The sequence below is a fragment of the Escherichia sp. 93.1518 genome, from assembly GCF_013368915.2.
GTDB classification, from domain to species: domain Bacteria; phylum Pseudomonadota; class Gammaproteobacteria; order Enterobacterales; family Enterobacteriaceae; genus Escherichia; species Escherichia ruysiae.
The window spans coordinates 1-22,388 of the sequence record NZ_JABWMT020000010.1; the positions used below are offsets into that span (position 1 = coordinate 1).

At 42.1% G+C, this 22,388-nt stretch carries 27 protein-coding genes and 1 pseudogene; 11 read left to right on the top strand and 17 right to left on the bottom strand.

Annotated features, from left to right (window positions below):
• The first annotated feature begins 328 nt into the window (after nt 1-328).
• From csgD to csgG, 4 genes are read left to right on the top strand one after another with little or no spacing between them, the layout of a single operon-like run.
• Complete coding sequence (csgD, locus tag HEN21_RS09205; RefSeq protein ID WP_000481491.1) at nt 329-979, top strand: biofilm master transcriptional regulator CsgD; 651 nt, start codon at nt 329-331, stop codon at nt 977-979.
• Nucleotides 980-983: 4 nt separating this feature from the next.
• The gene (csgE, locus tag HEN21_RS09210; protein ID WP_000833234.1) at nt 984-1,373 is read left to right on the top strand and encodes a curli production assembly/transport protein CsgE; all 390 of its coding nucleotides are present in this window, start codon (nt 984-986) and stop codon (nt 1,371-1,373) included.
• A 23-nt stretch (nt 1,374-1,396) separates the two neighbouring features.
• The gene (gene csgF, locus HEN21_RS09215) at nt 1,397-1,813 is read left to right on the top strand and encodes a curli production assembly/transport protein CsgF (protein WP_001264079.1); all 417 of its coding nucleotides are present in this window, start codon (nt 1,397-1,399) and stop codon (nt 1,811-1,813) included.
• Nucleotides 1,814-1,839: 26 nt separating this feature from the next.
• Nucleotides 1,840-2,673 (top strand): curli production assembly/transport protein CsgG, encoded by an 834-nt coding sequence (gene csgG, locus HEN21_RS09220; RefSeq protein ID WP_001189336.1) that lies wholly within the window; start codon nt 1,840-1,842, stop codon nt 2,671-2,673.
• A gap of 62 nt (nt 2,674-2,735) precedes the next feature.
• On the opposite strand, the gene HEN21_RS09225 is transcribed toward csgG, so the two are convergent.
• The 3 genes and pseudogenes from HEN21_RS09225 to HEN21_RS09235 form a co-directional block, all read right to left on the bottom strand.
• A complete protein-coding gene (locus tag HEN21_RS09225; RefSeq protein WP_032147879.1) occupies nt 2,736-3,227 on the bottom strand; it encodes a DUF1097 domain-containing protein in 492 nt (163 codons plus the stop codon).
• Nucleotides 3,228-3,328: 101 nt separating this feature from the next.
• Nucleotides 3,329-3,883 carry a molecular chaperone YcdY gene (gene ycdY / locus HEN21_RS09230; protein ID WP_001001895.1) on the bottom strand — a complete coding sequence of 185 codons (555 nt, stop codon included), beginning with the start codon at nt 3,881-3,883 and terminating at the stop codon, nt 3,329-3,331.
• A gap of 23 nt (nt 3,884-3,906) precedes the next feature.
• Nucleotides 3,907-4,341: pseudogene (locus HEN21_RS09235) on the bottom strand (phosphatase); the annotation flags it as partial.
• Between HEN21_RS09235 and HEN21_RS09240 the strand changes: the two are divergent.
• The 4 genes from HEN21_RS09240 to HEN21_RS09255 all read left to right on the top strand — a co-directional run bounded on the left by HEN21_RS09240 (nt 4,288) and on the right by HEN21_RS09255 (nt 7,382).
• Nucleotides 4,288-4,557 (top strand): hypothetical protein, encoded by a 270-nt coding sequence (locus tag HEN21_RS09240; RefSeq protein WP_097742834.1) that lies wholly within the window; start codon nt 4,288-4,290, stop codon nt 4,555-4,557. The pseudogene HEN21_RS09235 and the gene HEN21_RS09240 sit on opposite strands and share 54 nt — an antisense overlap.
• Nucleotides 4,558-4,567: 10 nt before the next feature.
• Nucleotides 4,568-4,954 (top strand): hypothetical protein, encoded by a 387-nt coding sequence (locus HEN21_RS09245; protein ID WP_097742837.1) that lies wholly within the window; start codon nt 4,568-4,570, stop codon nt 4,952-4,954.
• 310 nt (nt 4,955-5,264) lie between these two features.
• Entirely contained in the window at nt 5,265-5,657 is a 393-nt protein-coding gene (locus HEN21_RS09250) for a hypothetical protein (RefSeq protein ID WP_176252308.1), read from the top strand.
• Nucleotides 5,658-5,702: 45 nt separating this feature from the next.
• Nucleotides 5,703-7,382: a recombinase family protein gene (locus HEN21_RS09255; RefSeq protein WP_163500094.1), complete on the top strand. Its 1,680-nt coding sequence runs from the start codon at nt 5,703-5,705 to the stop codon at nt 7,380-7,382.
• Nucleotides 7,383-7,464: 82 nt separating this feature from the next.
• Here HEN21_RS09255 and HEN21_RS09260 read toward each other — a convergent pair whose 3' ends face one another.
• Nucleotides 7,465-8,640 carry a hypothetical protein gene (locus tag HEN21_RS09260; RefSeq protein ID WP_163500093.1) on the bottom strand — a complete coding sequence of 392 codons (1,176 nt, stop codon included), beginning with the start codon at nt 8,638-8,640 and terminating at the stop codon, nt 7,465-7,467.
• A gap of 167 nt (nt 8,641-8,807) precedes the next feature.
• Here HEN21_RS09260 and HEN21_RS09265 point away from each other — a divergent pair, with 167 nt between their 5' ends.
• The 3 genes from HEN21_RS09265 to HEN21_RS09275 are packed head-to-tail and all read left to right on the top strand — an operon-like array spanning nt 8,808 to nt 11,161.
• A complete protein-coding gene (locus tag HEN21_RS09265; RefSeq protein WP_163500092.1) occupies nt 8,808-9,365 on the top strand; it encodes a hypothetical protein in 558 nt (185 codons plus the stop codon).
• Nucleotides 9,365-10,855, top strand: a complete 1,491-nt coding sequence (locus tag HEN21_RS09270) for a DEAD/DEAH box helicase family protein (protein ID WP_183082907.1) — start codon at nt 9,365-9,367, stop codon at nt 10,853-10,855. The genes HEN21_RS09265 and HEN21_RS09270 overlap by 1 nt, the downstream gene beginning before the upstream one ends.
• A 42-nt stretch (nt 10,856-10,897) precedes the next feature.
• A complete protein-coding gene (locus tag HEN21_RS09275) occupies nt 10,898-11,161 on the top strand; it encodes a UvsW-1 domain-containing protein (RefSeq protein WP_183082908.1) in 264 nt (87 codons plus the stop codon).
• Nucleotides 11,162-11,205: 44 nt separating this feature from the next.
• Here the strand turns inward: HEN21_RS09275 and HEN21_RS09280 are convergent, their stop codons facing one another.
• The 13 genes from HEN21_RS09280 to HEN21_RS09340 all read right to left on the bottom strand — a co-directional run bounded on the left by HEN21_RS09280 (nt 11,206) and on the right by HEN21_RS09340 (nt 22,359).
• Nucleotides 11,206-11,559: a D-Ala-D-Ala carboxypeptidase family metallohydrolase gene (locus tag HEN21_RS09280; protein ID WP_097742848.1), complete on the bottom strand. Its 354-nt coding sequence runs from the start codon at nt 11,557-11,559 to the stop codon at nt 11,206-11,208.
• Between the two features lie 10 nt (nt 11,560-11,569).
• Nucleotides 11,570-11,917, bottom strand: a complete 348-nt coding sequence (locus HEN21_RS09285) for a hypothetical protein (RefSeq protein ID WP_097742850.1) — start codon at nt 11,915-11,917, stop codon at nt 11,570-11,572.
• A 38-nt stretch (nt 11,918-11,955) separates the two neighbouring features.
• Nucleotides 11,956-12,639 carry a hypothetical protein gene (locus HEN21_RS23035; RefSeq protein ID WP_250845875.1) on the bottom strand — a complete coding sequence of 228 codons (684 nt, stop codon included), beginning with the start codon at nt 12,637-12,639 and terminating at the stop codon, nt 11,956-11,958.
• Nucleotide 12,640: 1 nt separating this feature from the next.
• Nucleotides 12,641-12,811, bottom strand: coding sequence for a hypothetical protein (locus tag HEN21_RS09295; protein ID WP_153443508.1), 171 nt, complete (start codon nt 12,809-12,811; stop codon nt 12,641-12,643).
• Nucleotides 12,812-12,830: 19 nt separating this feature from the next.
• Nucleotides 12,831-13,109 (bottom strand): hypothetical protein, encoded by a 279-nt coding sequence (locus HEN21_RS09300; protein WP_137569957.1) that lies wholly within the window; start codon nt 13,107-13,109, stop codon nt 12,831-12,833.
• A 104-nt stretch (nt 13,110-13,213) separates the two neighbouring features.
• Nucleotides 13,214-16,963, bottom strand: a complete 3,750-nt coding sequence (locus tag HEN21_RS09305) for a phage tail tip domain-containing protein (RefSeq protein ID WP_176252307.1) — start codon at nt 16,961-16,963, stop codon at nt 13,214-13,216.
• Complete coding sequence (locus tag HEN21_RS09310; RefSeq protein WP_225381833.1) at nt 16,954-17,382, bottom strand: DUF6950 family protein; 429 nt, start codon at nt 17,380-17,382, stop codon at nt 16,954-16,956. The genes HEN21_RS09305 and HEN21_RS09310 overlap by 10 nt, the downstream gene beginning before the upstream one ends.
• A gap of 45 nt (nt 17,383-17,427) precedes the next feature.
• Entirely contained in the window at nt 17,428-17,997 is a 570-nt protein-coding gene (locus tag HEN21_RS09315) for a hypothetical protein (RefSeq protein ID WP_309487108.1), read from the bottom strand.
• An 83-nt stretch (nt 17,998-18,080) separates the two neighbouring features.
• Nucleotides 18,081-18,641: a hypothetical protein gene (locus HEN21_RS09320; RefSeq protein WP_097758669.1), complete on the bottom strand. Its 561-nt coding sequence runs from the start codon at nt 18,639-18,641 to the stop codon at nt 18,081-18,083.
• Nucleotides 18,642-18,691: 50 nt separating this feature from the next.
• Entirely contained in the window at nt 18,692-21,115 is a 2,424-nt protein-coding gene (locus HEN21_RS09325; protein ID WP_176252305.1) for a hypothetical protein, read from the bottom strand.
• A 3-nt stretch (nt 21,116-21,118) separates the two neighbouring features.
• The gene (locus HEN21_RS09330) at nt 21,119-21,439 is read right to left on the bottom strand and encodes a hypothetical protein (RefSeq protein ID WP_250845874.1); all 321 of its coding nucleotides are present in this window, start codon (nt 21,437-21,439) and stop codon (nt 21,119-21,121) included.
• A 59-nt stretch (nt 21,440-21,498) separates the two neighbouring features.
• Entirely contained in the window at nt 21,499-21,807 is a 309-nt protein-coding gene (locus HEN21_RS09335) for a cytochrome (protein ID WP_176252304.1), read from the bottom strand.
• Nucleotides 21,808-21,888: 81 nt separating this feature from the next.
• Nucleotides 21,889-22,359: a hypothetical protein gene (locus HEN21_RS09340; RefSeq protein ID WP_176252303.1), complete on the bottom strand. Its 471-nt coding sequence runs from the start codon at nt 22,357-22,359 to the stop codon at nt 21,889-21,891.
• Nucleotides 22,360-22,388 lie beyond the last annotated feature (29 nt).

The window sequence follows — 22,388 nt, forward strand, 5'->3', positions numbered from 1 at the left end:
ATTATAGACTTAGCGTCATTTGTATGACTTTTTAAAATTGTGCAATAAAAGCCATATGTACAACTTTTCTATCAATTCTAAACTCTATAACCACGCTTCGTTAACATTTTAAAATTCCAGATTACATTTTGTTACACGTTTAACACTTGATTTAAGATTTGTAATGGCTAGATTGAAATCAGATGTAATCCATTAGTTTTATATTTTACCCATTTAGGGTTGATTTATTACTACACACAGCAGTGCAACATCTGTCAGTACTTCTGGTGCCTCTATTTTATAAAGGCAGCTGTCAGGTGTGCGATTAATAAAAAAGCGGGGTTTCATCATGTTTAATGAAGTCCATAGTATTCATGGTCATACATTACTGTTGATCACTAAACCTTCTTTGCAGGCGACCGCGTTATTGCAGCATTTAAAACAATCGCTGGCAATCACAGGAAAACTGCATAATATTCAACGTTCTCTGGACGATATATCTTCTGGCTGCATTATTCTGTTGGATATGATGGAAGCAGATAAAAAGCTCATTCATTACTGGCAGGATACATTAAGCAGAAAACACAACAACATTAAAACGCTGTTGTTAAATACTCCAGATGATTACCCGTACCGCGACATTGAAAACTGGCCGCATATCAATGGTGTTTTTTACGCCATGGAGGATCAAGAACGCGTAGTCAATGGGTTGCAAGGCGTCTTACGTGGTGAATGCTACTTTACGCAAAAGCTTGCCAGTTACTTGATTACACATTCCGGTAACTATCGTTATAACAGCACGGAATCAGCCCTCCTTACTCATAGGGAAAAAGAGATCCTTAATAAGCTGCGTATCGGCGCCTCCAATAACGAGATTGCTCGTTCGCTGTTCATCAGCGAAAACACGGTAAAAACGCATCTTTATAATCTTTTCAAAAAGATAGCAGTTAAAAACCGAACACAAGCGGTCTCATGGGCAAACGATAACCTCAGGCGATAAAGCCATGAAACGTTATTTATGCTGGATTGTAGCAGTAGAACTTCTCTTCGCTGCGGGAAATGTTCACGCCGTTGAAGTAGAAGTACCGGGATTGTTAACTGACCATACCGTTTCCTCTATTGGCCATGATTTTTACCGTGCCTTTAGTGATAAATGGGAAAGTGACTACACCGGTAACTTAACAATTAATGAAAGACCCAGTGCACGATGGGGAAGCTGGATCACAATAACGGTGAATCAGGACGTTATTTTCCAGACATTTTTATTCCCATTGAAAAGAGACTTCGAGAAAACTGTTGTCTTTGCACTGATTCAAACTGAAGAAGCACTAAATCGTCGCCAGATAAATCAGGCGTTATTGAGTACGGGCGATTTGGCGCATGATGAATTTTAAATAAAAATTGTTCGGAGGCTGCAATGCGTGTCAAACATGCAGTAGTTCTACTCATGCTTATTTCACCGTTAAGTTGGGCAGGAAATATGACTTTCCAGTTCCGCAATCCAAACTTTGGTGGTAACCCGAATAACGGTGCTTTTTTATTAAATAGTGCCCAGGCGCAGAACTCGTATAAAGATCCGAGCTATGACGATGACTTTGGTATTGAAACGCCATCGGCGTTAGATAACTTTACTCAAGCCATCCAGTCCCAAATTTTAGGTGGGTTGCTGACAAATATTAATACGGGTCAGCCAGGAAGAATGGTGACCAATGAATATATTGTTGATATTGCCAACCGCGATGGTCAATTGCAGTTGAATGTGACGGATCGCAAGACAGGACAAACCTCGACCATCCAGGTTTCGGGTTTACAAAATAACTCAACCGATTTTTAAGCCCCAGCTTCATAAGGAAAATAATCATGCAGCGCTTATTTGTTTTGGTTGCCGTCATGTTGCTGAGCGGATGCTTAACCGCCCCACCTAAAGAAGCCGCCAGACCGACATTAATGCCTCGTGCCCAGAGCTACAAAGATTTGACCCACCTGCCAGCGCCAACAGGTAAGATCTTTGTTTCGGTATACAACATTCAGGACGAAACCGGGCAATTTAAACCCTACCCGGCGAGTAACTTCTCCACTGCTGTTCCGCAAAGCGCCACCGCGATGCTGGTCACGGCATTGAAAGATTCTCGCTGGTTTATACCGCTGGAACGTCAGGGCCTACAAAACCTGCTCAACGAACGCAAGATTATTCGTGCGGCACAGGAAAACGGCACTGTCGCGGTAAACAACCGAATCCCGCTTCAATCGTTGACCGCAGCCAATATCATGGTTGAAGGCTCTATTATTGGTTATGAAAGTAACGTCAAATCGGGCGGTGTTGGGGCGAGATATTTTGGTATTGGTGCAGATACGCAATACCAACTTGATCAGATTGCAGTGAACCTGCGCGTCGTCAATGTAAGTACCGGTGAGATCCTCTCTTCGGTGAACACCAGTAAGACGATCCTTTCGTATGAAGTCCAGGCGGGTGTCTTCCGCTTTATTGACTACCAGCGGTTACTGGAAGGGGAAGTGGGTTATACCTCTAACGAACCGGTTATGCTCTGTCTAATGTCCGCCATCGAAACAGGCGTTATCTTCCTGATTAACGACGGCATCGACCGTGGCTTGTGGGATTTGCAGAATAAATCAGAGCGGCAGAATGACATTCTGGTGAAATACCGTCACTTATCAGTACCACCGGAATCCTGATACATAAAAAAGCCGGAGTTAATTCCGACCCTTGATGATTCAATATAAAGCGTGAGTGCTCCTCACGCTTTATTTTTGACTTGTTGCTCACGGTGAGCGGACTTAGCACTGCGCGCCGCCAGCCAAAGACCGCTGTTTTTCATTGCGTAACCAAACACCAGCCCAAGCGCCAGCGAAGGTAGCACCAGCTTCCAGTTCCCTTGCCCGGCAAACGTCGCACATGCACCAATAAACGTCCCCGGAACAAACGACAACAACACCTGTTTCGCCTGAATACACATCAGAAAAGCGACAATACCGGTTATGACATAACCGAGAATTTCCAGATGTGGTGCCAGAGCACTGCCGTAAATAATAACCATCGCCCACACCACGCCGCTAAGCAGTGTTGCAGCGGAAATAGCCAGCCCTTTTAGCCCACCTTGCGGACAGGCAAAGTAGGCCGTGCAGCCCAGGAAACCTGCCCAGCTAAGTAAGCCAAGGGAAACAGCCACCCAGCCCCAGATACCGGAGAGAATGCCTGTTGTGATTGCAATAGAGAGAAGTATGTTCATGCCGCGCATAATAGCAGAAAACGCGACTATGAATGAGATCGAGCACACATTTTATGCAACAGCTATATATAGATTGCAGTAATGAGTGATTCCGATCACATTTACTCCTCTGATTCTTCCTCAAGTTCATCCCACATTGCGCTGATTGCATCGCGGGTCAGCGGTGCCATGGTGCGCCAGAACGGTGTAGTCGCATGAGCCTCTACTTTTCCGAGAAATGCGCCGCACCAGGGCAACAAGTACTCGCTAAACAGTGTTTCCAGAGCTTCGCTTTCATCCTCTGTTGACTGATCTTCCAGCCAGGAAGCGGCCAGCAGCAAAGTACCGATGTGATCGGCTGGCGTATCCGCTAACGGCATCCCGCGTTCAGAAAGGAAAGTACGGATTTCCGCTTCTGTGGCTCCCTCAACCCAGGTGCTGCGATAAGGTGAAACTGCGCATTCATCACCGACGAATAATGCATTGTAATCGGCAGAAACTTGCGCCATATCACAGCTTTTCTGCAAACGCGCCAGCAATTCATCCTGTTCCAGCGGCCAGTTCGCCGCCAGTTTCCCTTCACGAATTAAGGTAAACAGCGGAACCAGTAAAGGATCCTGCGGTTGACGGTAATAGAGCGAACCCAGCACACGACACAGGATAGAAAACTCGTTCATTAATTTATTTCCGTTAATAGCAATTAAAGATCAGCAAATTCCGCAATCGGCGCCATACCGCGAGATTCAAGGAAATTCAGCAAACGGCGTGGCGAAACATTCAATATTCTCTCTTCCGGAAAATCCACTGCGTCGAGGATCTTACGGCATTCTTCAAAATCGCCCATGGTAAAAGCGGTATGAGAATCCGATCCTAACGCGACCCAACCTCCGGCATCGCGCACCGCAGCGGCAACCGCACGGCAGTTATCTTCACTGCCCTTACGCGAATGTAAGAATGAGGAGTTATTGATTTCCAGCGCCACCTGATACTTAGCAGCAGCTTCAGCAACAGCTTTAAAATCAATTGGATATCGTGGATTCCCTAATATCATAAACCCATCAACACGAGAGAGGGTACAACAATGAACATTACCAAAGCAATCCATAACTATGCTCGCCGCCGTGGAATCGAACTTCAACTCGAAGATGAGCAGGTTAGATTCTGGGAGACTGAACAAGATTGTGAATGGATGTTCAGCTATTCGATTGCTCAATGTGGTTGCTTGTTCTGGAAAGGTAATGTGTATCTTCCCCGCGATATTAAAGAAGAACTTCCGGCGATGATTGGCACCGATAAGAAGTTGAAAGAAGTTTTAGATTTTATCCATAAAGAGTTTATTAGCAAGAAGTAAGGGTAGCACTATGTTCAATATCATGATTCGTAAATTTGGTGAGATGACTTTCGAGAAAGCTGGTGTTGCTCGTACCGAAGAAGAAGCAATGGCCTTAGTTCTGGTAGCACTGAGATCATCACCTGAGATCATCGACGCTGAATATGTAGCTGCCTCTGGTGAGATTAACGAGATTAAAGCAATTGCTAAAGAGTTAGGCATTAAAGGTTTTCGTAAGCTGAGACTATCCCGCGAGTCATATGTAATTGGTAAGCAGGGGCAATATCTTGATGAGAATAGTGCGATTGTTCTACTGAATAAGATCACCCGCTATGGTTTCCAGATTGAACAATATAAAACCTGCTTCGAATTACACGAGAAAGGTTTGCTGGATACACTGACCATCACTCGCGCTTAATTAATTTCTAATTTGGTGGGTGTAATTCCCACCGCTTTTTAAACTAGGAGAATCAAACATGTTAGCTTTTATCTCATTCGTGGGAGGTAGTCTCACAACTATGATTAGTCTTTCTTATCTTGTCGTTAGTATGGGGTGAGTAATGAAACAGTTTCATGATGGCATTTCATCTAAGACATTCAAGAAAGATTATTCACTTAGTATTAGCTGGACTGATTTAATCTGCGCGGTTGCATTTGGTCTGATTATTAGCATCAACTTTTAACGATATAAATATATCGTAATTCAAATAACAAGAGGAAATTCTACTATGAAACGATTGATTATCGCGAGTGTTGTATTGGCTGCATTTGGTCTTACTGGTTGTAAGGCAGAGGAAGTAAAGCCGGATGTAAAATATTTCTGTGAGGTCGAAGATGTATATGATACCAGCACAGGAAACCATATCATTCAATTTGTTAATGGTAGTAAGAATTATAAAGGTAGCCGTGTTATGATTAAAGGTGACAATTCCGGCTTCATGTATGAAGATGTTTTAGGTGCGGTAGAAAAATCCCCTAAGTTACATCGACAATCTGAAAATCTCTACTCGTCTGAGAATGGAGTGTTCTCTCTAAAATATGACGAGTTCGGGGATATTGACGCTATAGAAATCAAATATGAAGATACCACTAGTGTTATTCATGAATGCGTTAAACGTTGATATAATGCCTCGACTTCGGTCGGGGCTTTTTTGTTTGGAAATGGTATGAAAACTAAACTGTATTCGTATATTCGCTTCTCGTCTATGCGTCAGAATGATGGTTCGAGTTATGAACGACAAATCAGGATGGCTAGAGAGGTTGCGGCAAAGTATGACCTTGAACTGGTAAATGATTATCAGGATCTGGGTGTATCTGCGTTTAAGGGTGCTAACTCTAAAACAGGTGCGCTATCTCGTTTCCTTGATGCAATTGGTAGATCCGTTCCTGTTGGTAGCTGGCTATTCATTGAAAACTTGGACCGCTTATCCCGTGCCGATATTGTCAGTGCGCAGGAGTTGTTCTTGTCTATCATCCGTAGGGGAATAACCATTGTTACGGGTATGGATAACAAGATCTACTCGCTGGATACTGTTACCGCTAATCCGATGGACCTGATGTTCTCCATCCTTCTATTCATCCGTGGTAACGAGGAAAGCCAGACTAAGCGCAATCGTACTAACTCAAGCGCATTGATTAAGATTAAATCGCATCAAGAAAATCCACAAAATCCGGCTGTTGCAATCGAGGAAGTTGGAAAGAATATGTGGTGGACTGATACCACTTCCGGTTATGTATGCCCCGATCCGGTTTACTTCCCGATTGTTAAAGAAATTGTGGAATTGCGGAAGAATGGACGTTCAACCTCCGAAATACTGAATTACCTTAACGAGACATATACACCACCACCAGCGGTTAGTAATAAGAAACATTCAAAATGGCCACGGGCGATGATTGGTAGGTTGTTCCATACCCGCGCTTTGATTGGTATCAAGGAAGTCTCGGTCGATGGCGTTAAGTATGAGTTAAAGGATTATTACCCGCGTGTTATTGATGATGCTACGTTCTATCACCTTAAGAAAAATATTGGTGCTAGAGCATGGAACTTTGGAGACAAGGAAGAAGTTAAACCGATCCCCCTGCTTAGTGGCATTGGCCTCTTGAAATGTGAACATTGTAGTTCCGCTATGATTAAGGTGAAGGGAACGAACAAACGCGCTGATCAATATCGTTATTCATGCGAGGGTATACGATCACATAGATTTGATTGTGAGCACCCAAACTGGAGTTTTCGAGGCGACCAATTAGAGAAAGCTGTATTGCAATTGCTGGCTGATAAAATCTGGATTGCTGAGGACAAGGCTAATCCGGTTCCGGCGTTGAAAGTACAGATTGATGAAATATCACGCAAGATTGATAACCTGATCGCCCTTTCTGCTATGACAGGAGCAACGAAGGAGCTAGCCGATCAGATTACTACCCTCAATAGCGAGCGTGAAACACTCTACAATCAAATTAAGATGGCAGAAGAGGAAATGTATTCTGTGGACTCTCAAGGCTGGGAGAAGCTCGCAGAATTTGATTTAGAAGATGTTTACAATGAGGATCGCATTAAGGTCCGGTTTAAGATTAAGCAAGCTCTAAGGCGGATCGGGTGTAGAAGGATTGACAGGAACAAAAACTTGTTTGTACTGGAATACGTTGATGGTAAGACCCAGAGAGTTGTAATAGAAAATTCAAGAGGAACGAGGAAAGGCCGGATATTCATTGATTTGAAGACTATCAATGATAGGCAGATTCTGGAAAGTAACGGGCTTGTTCTGCATCCATGTTTAGACATGCTGACAGATAAGAACTGGAAACCAGAAGAAGAAATACCAGGTCCGTTACAGGAATTTGGGATTTAAGCGGCCTAAATCGACGTATAACGAGTTAAACGCTTTAAGGGGTACAGATGTACCCCTTTTTAATTTAATTGCGTTAGAGAGCCTATAAAGGGCTTAAATCAAGTTCTAGGTCTTCCGGTTCCAAATCGGCTAACGGTGCATTCATCCATTGAGCTAAATCTTCATCGGTTACGACAAAATCCGGTTTTTCTTCCCATTCATTAAGATACATCGGACGATCTGGATTTGCTGCGATATATTCATTAATGAAGTTTAATGCTTTCTTGAGAGTTTTAATCGGGCGTGTTTCCGTCCATCCATCCGGTACATCATGTTTTGAGGCAGTCTTACCCTTAACATGAATCTTTAACCCTTTCTCTAAGTCGATTGCTTGCCATCCCTTTTCAAACAGATGATTGAATATCAATTCATGTTTGTATGTGGATAATTTGGCTTGTTGTTGCATTCTCTTTTTAGAGTTGGAGGCGAAACCGATTTTAATAAATTCATCTCCTAATTTCTGAATATAGAGATAAGTCGGACGTGTCTTGTCAATTCTTCTTAGATTATATTCACCTGTTTCTAATGAACGTTGGTTTGAAAGGCAATCTGGACAAATCAGGATTCCACGGTCGCAAGGTTCACGGGTAGTTAAATCCCAATCCCCATGATGCGGACAATTACAGCGCAAGAGTGTCTCTCTTACTCCCTTCTCTTCTGACAACCAACAAACGAAGGTGTATCCGAATTCTTTACACAATTCCTTAATCTGTGCTTCTCTCTTAGCTCTCAATTCGGTGAGCGTATTACATCCGTTTCTACGAGCCAGATTGCTCTCTGCGGTGCAGCATGAACAGTTTAAATTTCTTCTGAATGCCAGATTAAGAGGGATAGTGAATTCTTCGTTATGTTTCTGGCAGAGGAATTTTGCTTTGGTTCCTTTGATGTGATTGTACTCGCCATCCCAACCTAAAAATTGTTTCCCTTCCTGTTTCCCTCGTTCGGTTAGCTGGATTTTATATCCTTCCTCATTCCTTTTAAGGCTTCCCCCATTGATTTGATTTAACTGTTTCAGTGCATGAATGCTGGAAAGTCCGGTAGGTTGATATGACACCTGAAAACGGGCTTCTACTCCTGATACATATGGCAAAACGAAACCATCAAAGGTTAATCCATGTTTCTCGCACTGTTTAATGATTCTGGCTTGCACTTCTTCCGGTGTCTTCTGGTTTGGGTGAGTCTTAACAAAATCAATATCTTTGGCAAATGCTAGTTTCATAGTAGTTTCCTCTAAAATTATAAGTTCACTACTATTTATTGGATAAAATTATCTCACTATTGCATCCTCACCCACTTTGATATATAATCCGCGACCCTAAAGTTACAAACCAACCACATTTCGAGGGTGTGCCTATAAGTTAAAGTGAGGTCTATATGATTCCAGTAATGGCTAAAGATATTGTTTTTACCCCTAAATCATCCCGTGCTGTAACTCCACCAGCATTAGAACAACGCATTCTTACTCACATCAAAGATAATGACTTACCGTTAGTCTTTCATGGCTTTCTGGGTGAGTTTAAAGGGCTTCACACGAGAATTGCTCTTACATGTACTCGCTGCGGTGATAGAGCCGACAAATCAGCTACTAACCTGCTTAATGAAGGCAAACGCTGTGTATGTTTCAAGAGTGATTATTTTCAATATAAAGCGGGTGTGCCTTATCTCTATGTGATGCAATCCGGCGATATTGGTAAATTTGGTGTAACAAAATCGATTATCAAACGTAGGGTTAATCTGGGCTTACGCAATCCAGGTCATAACTTTGATATTGTCTATGCTCGTGAAATGCCATCAATGAAACATGCGCTAGCCACTGAGCGAGCAATAAAGAGAATGTTGGATGTGGGTATAGGCGGGATTGAATACGGCAAAACTGAAACATTCCACTACTGCAATAAATCACTAAACAATATAAAGAATATTGCAAGTGTGGAGTGGAATTAATGCAAGATATTAACATTCATTTTCAAGATTACAGTTTCGTTAAGGTTGAATGCTCTCCTTCTATCGGAATGGAATTAAGAGATTATTTCTCGTTTGAGGTTGAAGGGGCTAGATTTAGCCCCCGCTACAAATATTCCGGCTGGGATGGAAAGATAAGACTGTTTACGCATGAAAATACCCTGCCAATCGGATTATTGAAAACATTGGGTATCTTCGCTAAAAACATGGGCTATAGCGTATGGGTAGACCCCAGATTGCTTGAGAAGGAAGATGTAACCAAAGAACAGATTGATTCATGGATTGACTCTTTAGAAGTGTATTCCGGTAGCAATAAAATCAATCCTTACTGGTATCAAAGGGAGGCAGTCTTTCAGGGTATCCATAATCGCCGTAGAATGCTGGTTCTTCCTACCAGTGCCGGAAAGTCATTGATTGCTTGTATGCTGTCTCGTTGGTACTTAGAGAACTACACCGGAAAGATTCTAATCATTGTCCCGACTACATCGCTGGTGGTTCAAATGAGGGATGATTTTGTTGATTATCGGCTATTCCCTTATGAAGCAATCCATACAATGATGAGTGGAAGCGGGAAACATCCGGGAGACAGGTTAATCACTGTTTCAACATGGCAATCAGCTTGCAAGATGCCTCCTGAATGGTTCCGACAATATGGAATGTTGATAGTTGATGAATCACATCGTGCCAGTGCAAAGAACATCACCAATATCATCAACGGAATGAATCATTGCCAGTTTAAAATCGGTATGACTGGTTCCCCGAAAGAATCAAAGTGCCATTTAATGCAATATGTCGGTTTGTTCGGTGATATTCAGAAGATAGTAGCAATTAAACAATTGATGGATGACGGACAAGTTACCCAGCTTAAAATTAATGCTCTCTTCCTTAAGTACAAAGATGAAGAATGTAAAGCAATGCGGGGCAAAGATTATCAGGAAGAGATTAAATTCATCAACGCCCATAAGGTAAGGAATAAACTGGCTTGTAATTTGGCCTTAAAACTCGCCAGGAAGCAAGAAAACGTATTTTTGATGTTCCGGTACTCTAAGCATGGAAAAATTCTTTATAATGCATTACAGCGCGTTTACGATAAGGTTTATTACGTTTCCAGTGAGATTACAACCGCCGAACGTGATGCTCTAAAGAAAATGGCTGAAAATGAGAAAGGATTGATTGTAGTTGCCTCCTATGGTGTTTTCTCTACTGGCGTTTCAATTAAGAATCTTCATCATGTTATTTTTGGTCATCCAGTGAAGGAATCAACCATTGTCCGGCAATCAATAGGACGTGCTCTTAGGAAACATGGTAGTAAAGCAATTGCGTATGTGTGGGATTTGATAGATGTGATTTGTTCGAAAGACAAGAAAGGAAAATATACACGCAAGAATTATGCTTTAACTCATGGCCTCCAGAGAATCAATACTTACATATCAGATCGCTTCGAATATGTAACAAAAACCATTGAAATTTAATAAATAGGGGATTCGTCCCCTATTATCATACGGAGATTAAAAATGATTAGTTTTAAACGTTTTTTGGTTGAGGCCGCTATTGACGGTTTCATGAGTAAGATTTATTCTTGTAATACTATCGAGGGATTAAATGAACTTGAGGCATATTATGAGAAGCGCAAGAAAGAAACAGAATTGAAACCTGCTGATGATATTTCGATCCGTGATGCCATCGCCGGACGACGCAAGCAACTGGAAGCGGAGAACGAGCCGGATGAGGAGCCAGAAGAAGATTTTTCTATCATCAATTTGTGCCAGATAAAATAAAAGCGCCCATGTGAGGCGCTTTTTTGTTATATGTGAATTGATGATCAGCCATTCCATCGAGATTTTTTCGACCTGCTATCAATATGCGTAAAGGTTTTATATTTGCCTAAGCCGTATTGAGTAGGATATTTCCCATCAAGATAAGCATGGACAATATCAGGAGAAACACCCTTGACAACTAGGTCACACGCTCGACCGCGAACATGGTAGCTATTGGTTGCCCCGCCTACATTCTTGTTATGAGTCGGACAACGGTTCCCACTGTTAATAATTACTGGTTTCCCGAAGTGTTCTCGTACATCCTCAAGAATTACCAGTAATTCAGCGTCGATAGTATCATAATCACATTTTCCGCATTTACATTTAAATTCCTTGCGAGAAAAGTATTTGCTTAACATATTACCCCCATTAGATGTACTGCATAAGATACCCAATAAAGCGCATCCCCTTGATGTAATAAGGTGTAGTGCCTACACAAACCGCTCGTGCATCGCCAATACAATTGAAGTTGTAAGGATTAACTACATCAATCTCCTGCCCTACACGAAAGCGATACTTAGGACGTTTAGCGAGTGTCGCAACACAAAACACTAGCCCGTTACCATCATCGCGGATCATCTGCTTGAATTGTTTATGTTGGACTCTCTTCGCCTCAAAATCATGTGTCATGGATTCTGGGCTAATGCCATTAATAAAAATACCGGAAAGCTGTTCGACCGGATAAGTAGGAAATTCAGTAAAAATATTTTTAGCCATGTTATACCCCCATAAGATTCTATGAGGGTATTTATGGATTAAACGTATTTCATGCGCGATTTAATGTGCTTATTGATGTTTTCAAGCATCATTGCTTCGTTGCTTTCCCATGATCCCATTGTCGAATAACGAGTAGAAATTTTGTCCGACTTAACGGCAACAATTCGCTTACTCTGTTTCTGTGTGCGTTTCTCTAAGCGACGTTTTGCCACCGCCGACCCATTCTTAGCGCGTTTAGTTCGGGATTTCTTAGGCTTGTACTTCTTCATGATAAAAGTCCCTTCCTGGTTCTCTACCTTGATGAAGTTGCCGTTTTCGATGTTACGCATCATCTTACCGCCTTTGATGGCCTTAATGTTCCCGTGGGAGTCTAAGACCTTGCCGTTGGCGATTGGAACTAGCTTATTGATTTTGCCACCATCGAAATAATGTTTCAGATAGTCATCCTGACTGCCGATCTTCTTGTCCTTATCCCTTGCGCCCTTGATGAAGATTTGGTGTCTCGTCCCTGATCTGTTCTTATAGTTGGTATTACCTACAGCTTGCTGAGTCCAACGAGTAGGTCTATCAACATTCTTGTTTATCTTCTTCTGGAGTGCTCTGGAAGCAAAGATCGCCCCTTCCCCTATTGCCCTTTCGAATGTATCGGTTGCTTTATCAGTCCATTGGCGTAACGCTTTCTTAGTCCTTAGAGCGTTTCGTTTATTGGTACTGATTGCCATGTTAGCCCCCTAATAACGAAAAGACCCCCGCCAGTGTCCTTAGCAATTGTTCATCCACGGTCATAGCCGGGAGTTCAAGCCCAAAGGACGTAAGCAGAGGTCTAATAGCTACGTTATAAGTGAGGGCGATAATTAAGAGATAACCAAAATATTTCTTAAGTTTATTCTTCATATATTCACCCCTTTTATTATTATTTTTTCTTGAGTAAATCGATAACCTGATCAAATTTGGCGTCCATCGCAACCACTTTCTTTTCTATGCCGTGTAGTGTTTGTTCCATTTGGTAAACACGTTCAGCAATCTGAGTATGGTTGTTCTGCATCGTCTCAAACTTCTGGTTTAACAATGCGTCGCTGGATTCCAATTTAGACAACCTATTTTCTGTGGCTATTTGATTTCGGTGGAGTCTCCAAAGCCCACCACAAATTAAGGCGATAACACCGATACCGCCATATATAATTTCAGTCATTACGCCCCCGATATTTTTATATAGTTTAATGGCAGAAATATTTAGATAAAAATAATCCCGCCTAACTCAAAAGAATTAAGCGGGATTAATTATTAAATTAAATTTTAAGAAATAGAAATGCCCGTTGAGGCTTTCTTAGTGACAATTACAGTCAAATCACTGATATATCCAATAGGGTTATAGTTGTTAACACCATCGCAAGAAACTTCAAACGTTAGTGTTACCGCCCCCTGTCCGGCTGGCATATCAATTATACCACTGTACATACAGCCAGAAGTTGCCGTGCGATCATACAAAACAGTACCATTCTTTCTAACGATAAGGCGGCAAGTGTCCCATAAATCCGCGCTGTCATATTTCCTAACAGATCCATTGTGATGGATAGCCGGAATAATGATTTGTCGGTTGAAATTATGGTCATCTTCAATGCGCACTGTCAAAGTGCCGTTAGGCCAGTTGGCGTTTGTGTGTGGGAATCGCTTACCAACCGCTTTCACGAAGTCACCGCGTACCTGAGTAGCATCAAGCATACCCTTAATCGTACAGTTAGAGTTAATCGTGACGTTGTTCAGAGTACCAGAATCAGCCGTGATATTACCTTTAACGGTGGCGTTCATGAACGTAGCACTACCATTCTTGTTAATATGCCATCCGGTAGATCCGTTCCAGTTGGAAGACTGGATATAGTTACCGATTTTGGCATTATCAATAGCACCGTTTACGATCTTGGCATTGGTGATCGCCCCGTCCTGAATCTTCGCTGAGTTGATAGCAGCATTGCCGATCTTAGCGGTAGTAATAGCCGCATCATTGATCTGGGCTGTGCCAATCGATGCATTGCGGATCATTGCGGAATCGAGATAAACCTTGTTATTTTCGATACCAAACGGACAAACACCCGATCCAGTTTGTGGAGCTACCGCGATTTTATCAGCCGTAAAGATGATTCTCGTCGGTTGTGCCGGATCGTTGGTTGCGCTCATGTGAATACCAGCCACGCGACCATCTGCATTAACTGCCAGATTATATTTGCTGTTAATGGTTCCCTTCAAAGCATCGATTTTTACGTCTGCTTCCTGGTTAACGCCAGCAATCTTACCGTCCATTTCTACCCGAACTTGATCAATCTTACTTGCGCTTGCTGCCTCACTGGTAGCAATAGCTTGTTTCAGGGTAGTAGCAGATGCGCTAACTTCTTTGGTAATGTCGCCTTTCAGTTCAGCTTTAACTTGATCAATTTTAGTGGAGCTAGCTTGGTCACCAGAGACAATCAGACTCTTGAGAGTATCGGCTGAGGCTTGAACAGTTTTACCCGTTTCGGTAGTAATCTGCTTATGCATTGCATCAATCTTAGCATCGGCATTAGCGCCAGCTTGAGCAATAGCATCAGCGATAGTTTCATCTAAGCGATCCTGTAAACCAATCAGGTCTTCCAGTGCTTCTTTGTCCTGATCTTCCCAACTAATCGAAGATTTCATTTGCATGAAATAAGGTTCAGACCAGACAGCATCATCAGTACCGAAAATATCGTAGTGTGCCGCACGAAGATAATAATCACCGTCCGCAATATCAAAGGATGTATGACTAACACTATTCGTGCTTACTGCCCGTGCATTAGAAAAATCTTGAGTAGTTGCATACTGGATGATTGTACCCGCGTAATCTGACTCTAAAACATCACCATTCCAGCTAACGAAAGCAGAGTTAAAACCACCACGCGCACTAAAACCTTTAATTGCTTTATGTTGTGGGTTAATAGCCACTAAACGCGCTGGGGCGCTTTGTGAGTTGTTATAGCCCTTAGCCGATACTTCTACAGTCAATTCACGGGAAAGGCCGTTAAACTGGTTCATATCGAGCGTATAAGTCCATGATTCAGGATCGCGGGTACGGTACTGAATAGACTTACCAGCTTTGTTAGTGATCTTGATAATGTATGCGTCAAACAAATCACTGAATTTATTCGTTTCACCATTCACGACTACATCTAGCTTTTGCTGGTTTTCCCATGCAATAGTAAGGTCATTGCCTTTGAAGTAGTTCGGTTGGCTTCCAACGTTTTTAATTCGAATAACTGGAGTCGGCAATTCATAGGTAACAGTCGGATTCTGGTTGATCAGTTCCACCCAATCACTACGCGCAATGATACCGAAAGCACATACACGATAATCATAAGACCTATCGCTTGCCAGTGCATTGATATTAAAAATTTGCTGTGACGTCTGACCAGCTTTAATCCAGTTAGGTGATCCACTCACGCGGTAATCTACCTGGAAGCCGTAACGGTTAAAGTCTTCCGGTGCATCCCATGTTAAAGAGATATTTTTACCGTGTAGAGTCTCACCAGTTGCCTTAATTCTAAAGTTAGTTGGTGCTTGTACCGTCATCGAATCCGGCAATCCGGTCGGGCGATCATCTGGGTTTGCTGCATAGTTCAGATCGGTATAAATCTTGGAATTGTATTCCGTGGCGGTGATTGCCAACATACCAGCGATACCAGAATCAATAGAACGTTCAATTGCAGTAATACGCCAAAGGGAATTGCTTAATTTCAATTCATCATGAGTAACGCTGATAACGTCCCAGACTTCGGCGGTGAATGCGTCGGTAGTCATGAAACTGATAACCTGAGTAATACGAGATTTATTTCGTTCTACGCTCGCAAGTTTATCAATCTGCTTTTTATCTTTAACAAAGCGATATTCTACATCTTTAGCGATAATTCGCCCGTCTTGTTGGACTGTAGCATCACTTTCAGCATCAGCCGGATAACGTAGCATTGTTTCAGCATAGTCATTTGATGGGTTCTGATACATCGCGTTGATGGTATTAAAATAACCGTTAGTGCCACCTGTTTTCAGTGTCACTTTACCCATCATAATATTATCTTCGTCGAAAGTATGTTTAACCACATCAGGGGCATCAAGTTTCAGAGTAATACGCCCAAAGGATTCAAACATCACCCCGCCGAAAGTTTGCATCAATCCGGTCAAGTTCTCTTTAAAGCTGGCGTTAGGATCGCAAGCCCCGTTAGAGTGTAAATTCATCTGGCGAACTTGAGAACGTACTTTCAGGAATGAATCAACGTTAATGTTTTCAATTGGCACGGATAAACCATATTTGGTATTTGTCAGATAATGAAAAATCTGGTCCACACCGTTGGTGCTGGCTTCAATAGCATTAGTTTCAAGGTTACGAATCTTAAGGCCGGATACATCGACCGCGATCTGGCTGTTAGTCTGGAGAATCTCGACACCATCTGCCAACGAGCGATCATCACGACGTAAAATAATACACATGGTCGCAATGCCATTACCAGTATAACGGTCATCCCAATCTGAGCCTAAATGATGTTTCGCTAAAGACAATGCGGTATTTGGATTTTTACCCGTTCTAAATTCTACTTCTAAAACTTTGCGGTAGCGTTCTTTAATGTTCCCTTTATCCAAAACACCATCACGGATGGTCATTGTTTTACTATTGAGAACGTTCTTATTATCCATGTATAAGGCTTTATAGTGATCGATCTCACCCTCGGCAATTGCGAAAATCTGCACCAGCTTATTGCTTTCCTGTTTAGAAATAGCCTTATAAACGCAGATCGCACCGACACGGGTTACACCAAATACAACAGGTAATACTGTCTTCGGATCGGTTGTCGTTCCCAATGTAGTTGAGTTATCCGCACTCTGTACTTTTGGTGTTTTTGGAGTTGCCAAAGTGGAAGCGATCAAGGTCATCGCACCAGCAGCAACGCCGATAGCGACCGCCGTCATTACGGAAAACGTTGCAGCAGCAGCCATCCCAGCCGATGCACCCGCAATCACTGCACCGACCAATACTTCTACGCCCATAGATCACCCCCAAAACGATATGCTTCTTCAAATTCAATTTCGTAAACTGGTTTATTTGTCCAAATTCCATCTTCGGTAACGAGGCCATAACCGGAATAATAAGGAGTAACAGAATAGTATTTCCGGTTCCCTAGCTTATGAGTTTTAATCAGTAAATCACCGTCCTGTAATTCATCGGTGACTAACTTAAAATGCTTCTTAATTGGTTGAAGGATGTTTGTGTATCCGCTTAATTCTTTGCAGACTTTTAAGCCTTCTTCTTTCGTGGAATATTTTTGATAAAGAGAATCATGTAGGTCGGTTCCAGCGAGAATATCGATGATTTTACATGCAATCAGATTGCAATCATTCTCACCTTGAACAAATTCACGACCTACCAGAGAATTGATATAATCGGTGATAAGCCTAGTTTTTAGCATGTTTAATACCTCCATGCTGTTATTTACTAGGCTTAAGAGAAGGGATTATTTTTTATAAGAAGCCCAACGCGCTTCTGCGTTCCAGCGACCCACCCTTGAGAAGAACAGATCGTTCTCATTGCCTGGGTAGGAACGATGAATACCGTCTGAGGCATGACTACGAGCGTTTTTATCTAGAACTTCCCAGATACTATTAAGCTGGATCTCTGATTCGTTTTTACATTCATCTTCATTGTATTCGATAGAAATATTGATGTTATCGACTACCCCACGGAAAACAGGGTAAGTGGTTTCAACCATTCCTGTATTCGGGTTCAGAAATACCATCTCAATTTTCACATCTGATTTATCGAATTGCTTGTTACGAATCAGGGTAATGTATTCCTCGCGAACGTTAGAGATGTTTACGGTGATCCCGTTGTTGTTGATCTCTTTCTCTTCGGTGTTAGATGAAATATCGAGAAAGTCACCCGTCGCAAGATAGGTAAAGCCGTTATAGTCTAAATCGAAGTACCCATCAGTAAGCCGTAGAACGTCCCCTGACGCGGTGACGGCTTCGATAATGTGAAACATCGAGCCAGTGGAAAAAAGCTGCGGTAGCGTCAATCTAGACACGTTTTGACCCGTCTGGTCGTTGTATACCTCGATAAAGTCTACATTGGTGCATAGGCTATTAAATGCGTCTTGAATCGTTGCCATTAGACATTCTCCACTAACTCAAATTTCATTTTCCCAATCTGTGCTAATTGCCAATCAATCTGGTCTGATTTGAGAAGAAATTCACCCTCTACGTTCTGATATTTGATCACCTCACCCGCTAGAACATGCTGGCGTAAGTTAGGGAAGAGTTTCATTTCACCACCGGATTTCACGTCTTCGGTGATCGTGTAGATTTTCTTGTGGTTCTCAAACTGGATGATAGTTCCTGCTTTCAGTGTTCCGGTGAAGTTGGAGAGTCTTACCTTACGCCCACCACGGTCTGTGCGAGTAGCAGCCGTTACCATCTGCTTAACGTCCCCTGTGTATTTGGAATAGTAAGACAGTGGAACTTTGAACGGACGACCAAAAAGGTGTTTTGCTACAAATTCTTTTACTTCGTTGATGTGTTCAGCCATGAAGTTAGCTGTAAATTCTGCTTCATAAAAATGAATGCCAGTAAAGCGACGCTGGAACTTACCGGAAATAGATTGCGCCTTGAAGAAAGGCTGTTTTGATTTCAGAGTAAAATCTGTGATTTTAATATTACGAGAATTGAACATAGAAAAGCCCCCATAGTTTTATGATTATTTATCACTATGGGGGCAATTAATTACATTCTACGACGCTGGGCGTCTTCTACCGTTTGAGCAACTAATTTAGCATGACGCTTGATAGCTTCCATGACCATCTTGTCTGCGCTATTAACGTTGCCTTGAATGGTTAAAGGCGCATGAACTTCAATCGGCTGAGAGTTACCACCGCCTGATTTTTGAGAAGCAAGGAAGTCTTTCAAATCACCGTTAGTACGCTGATCAACTACTCGTTCACCCTTATCAAGCAACCATGTACCCTCACGAGGGATGTTATCGATACCATCATGAGCCATACCACTAACATTAGTCGATTTGATGTTTGCGATGTTCCCCATATTCTGAGAAACAGCCAATGCAGCAGCAGCGATCTTTTGTCCTGTGGTAACGTTGGTTGGATCGTTCCATGCATCGGTAGCAGCCGTCCACATGTTCACCGTCGCTTGTCCAATGGAGAATGCTTTATGAGCATTGAAAGCCATCTGCATAGCTTTAGTGTTTTCCTGCCCGAAGAGAGTCATTGCAGCAGCAAAACCGCCGTACATATCATCGGCTATTGACTGGCGAGCATCAGCATATTTCTTCTCAATTGCAGCCATTCGTTTTTGATGGTTTTCATTGAGTTTTTCTAATGCTTCCATCCGTTTAGCCGGATCGGTGATCCCATCAATCTTGAGTTTATCGGTCTTATAATCTTGTTCCGCTTCCGATTTCTCTTTATCGATTGCATTAAATTTAGCAAACGGGTTATTCGAGTCCTGATAGTCTAAACCATTGGTCAACTGATTGGTTTTAAAACCATCCATTCCCTGCAAAGATTCTTCAATCTGTGAATAACTTTGTTCGGTATCATTCACACGACGCATATATTCTTCGTAGGAGATAGCCTTACCATCAAGTAACCGTTTATGGCTTTCTAACTCATTGTCCCTGATTTGTTGCAATTGTGTTAAAGCATTTAGAGCATCAACCGGATCAGCACCTAAAACCATCTTATAGACGTTTGCGGCATTCTGGTCGATTAGCGCCTGGCGTTTCGCTGCGGCTTCTTCCTGAGAAATTACACCCAACTTTAAAGCATCATTAACATCTTTCAAGCTAGATTCTAATTGGCTATTTTGAGAAGAAATAGACGCGGCTGTCTGTCCTTGTAGTTTAACGTTTAGAGCATTCAATCGCTTGATTGCATCCTCACGTTCTTTCTGTGCTTTCTCTGCGGCTTCCTTAGCCTTTTTAGCTGCCTCTTCTGCTTTCTTGCGTTTTTCTTCCTCGGCTTTCTTCTCTTCGGCAGACTGACCCAATGAAGCTGGTCTGACTGGTTTATTTGGTAGAGTCAAACTACCGCTTGATTTGGTTGTCAGATGTTCACCAGCATCGACTACAATCAGAGAGCCATTTTTCTTATAAGAATTACCAAAACGTTTCTTAAATCCTTCAACATCAAAGCCAGCAGTACGAGGATCTACACCAGCACCACGGATCGCGGCCTTTTCCCAATCTGCCAGATTATTCCAACGCTTTTCTTTATTGTACTTGTCAATAATCTTTTGAGCGTCTTTATGGTTGGCGTTAAGAATACCACCAGTTGCGGTTGCACCTTCTTTATTCAGTCGGTCTAATGCCTTGAATAGAGAACTCTTCTCCCAATCAATATTAAACCAATCAAATAACCAGTTTAAGCTATCAACCAAAGGACCAGAGATGGTCATGGCTGCGCCTTTCATGTTATTTTCTAGCTTATCGATATTCTGAGAAAACTTATCAAATTTCTTTGCGTTTTCTTCGGTGACTTTAACAGATTGATTCTGGATAGCGGTCATCGCTTCTTGAGCATTATTATATTTCTCAAGCTGGCTGGTCATATGACTTGAATCACTGGCTAAAGATTCCATCATGAATTTGATTTCAGCCATTGATTTTCCGGCTTTCTTCATGTCATAGAACACTTGGATCGCCGCTTTCATACCACCTTGCGGATCTGTCATGAAGTGAGCATAGTTTTCTAACTTGAGTCCAACCGATTCTAAGTCATCGGCAATACCACCACCGTTAGCCCATGCATCACCCATCTTATCTAAGGTGTCTTTGTTGATGTCACCAAATTTTTCAACGGTTAGGCCAGTACCAGAAAATTCCTTTTCCAGTCTTTGAAGGGATTCAATCGAGAGTCCGGTCGCCTTAGATACTTCTGAATACTGTTTAACGTAATCAGCACCGACTTTAATCAGTCCAACCATTGCCCCGGTGACACCTAGAACACCACCAACGGCAAGACTAGCAGACCCACCCAAACCCCTGAGCGAGCTACCTAAACTTGATAACCCACCAGAAAAATCAAGTTTTGATGCCTTATCCGCAAGGTTATCAAGCATGTCAATAGCCTGATTTGTGCTTTTCCTTAAGCCACTATTATCCCCTTCCATTGTTACTACATGTTTTGTCATAAATTACCCCGTATGTGCGCTTCTGAGTTTCTCAAGCAAAGATGGATCGAACATGCTCAATGTTGCAGCTTTACGTTCTTCTTCTTTCTTGCGTGCAAGTTCTTCCAGTTCTTCTTTAGTTTTAAAGAGTTTTTCTTCTCTAATTAATTGGAATTGGCTAGGCTTGAGTTTCTTTGCAGTTTCGCGTGTCATTCCTTGCGATGTCATATACATGGAATATTGCAACATTGCATTCTGCATATCTTGAAACGCGGGGCTTTGTGGTTCTAAGTAGGTGTCGAAAATGTATAATTTCCAAAACAAAGTGATTGGCATATTATCCATTTCATCTTTACTAAGCCCCGATCGCATCATTTGCCGAAAATAGAAATTCAGAAGCGGGTTTACTTTACCTCGCTTTCAATTACTGCCGGATCTTGCATCAAGGACGCTTGAGCAACTAAGCCGATTAATTCACTGCGGACGTTAGTATACAGTGCTTTAACTTGTTCCATAGATTCAAATACTGGCTTACCGTCTTCATCTTCAATACAACGAAGAATAGAACGTTCATCACGGTCTTCTTTATCAGTATTGAAAACATGTTCGTTAAATTCTTTTACTGACATAGGGCGAGCATAGAAAGTGAATCCACCGATGGTTAGAGATTCGCGTTTCGGAGAAAGAGCTTTCAGCATTTCATTCAGATTCATTATTGTTTCCTCTTAAGTTAATTAGATATGTTTATTTAGAATTGGAAACAAAAAAGCCACCCCGAAGGATGGCTAATTTTATTATTCAGCAGAGAAAACGGCTTGTTTAACCGGAGCACCATCAACTACAAAGGTGTATTCTTTGGTGACTACTGAGTCATCGTCGCCCTGCATGGTAGCTTTAGAAATAAAGCCGTTAAATGCGGTGTGAATACCAGTTTTGCGGGTAGCGTCGATGTAATACTCGACCTTAATCTGAATGCGAGTACCAGCTTCTGCGGCAGCATCCAATTTAGTATGAACTGGATCTGACGGGATATAATTCACGGAAAGAGTCAGGTCGGAAACATTCATCTTACCAACAAGTTTTCGGTTGTACTGAGAAGAGAATGATTTTACTTCAATTGTGCTACGTTCTACGCCAGTTTCCGGGAATCCAGCACACTCTTTAATTTCTTCGTATCCTTCGTGCGCAAGATCGGTATTTTTGGTATCAGAATGATAGAAAATGCCAATCTGACTACCAGTGAAAATATCATTAATCTGAGACATATAATTACCCCTTTAAAATAGATGAACTT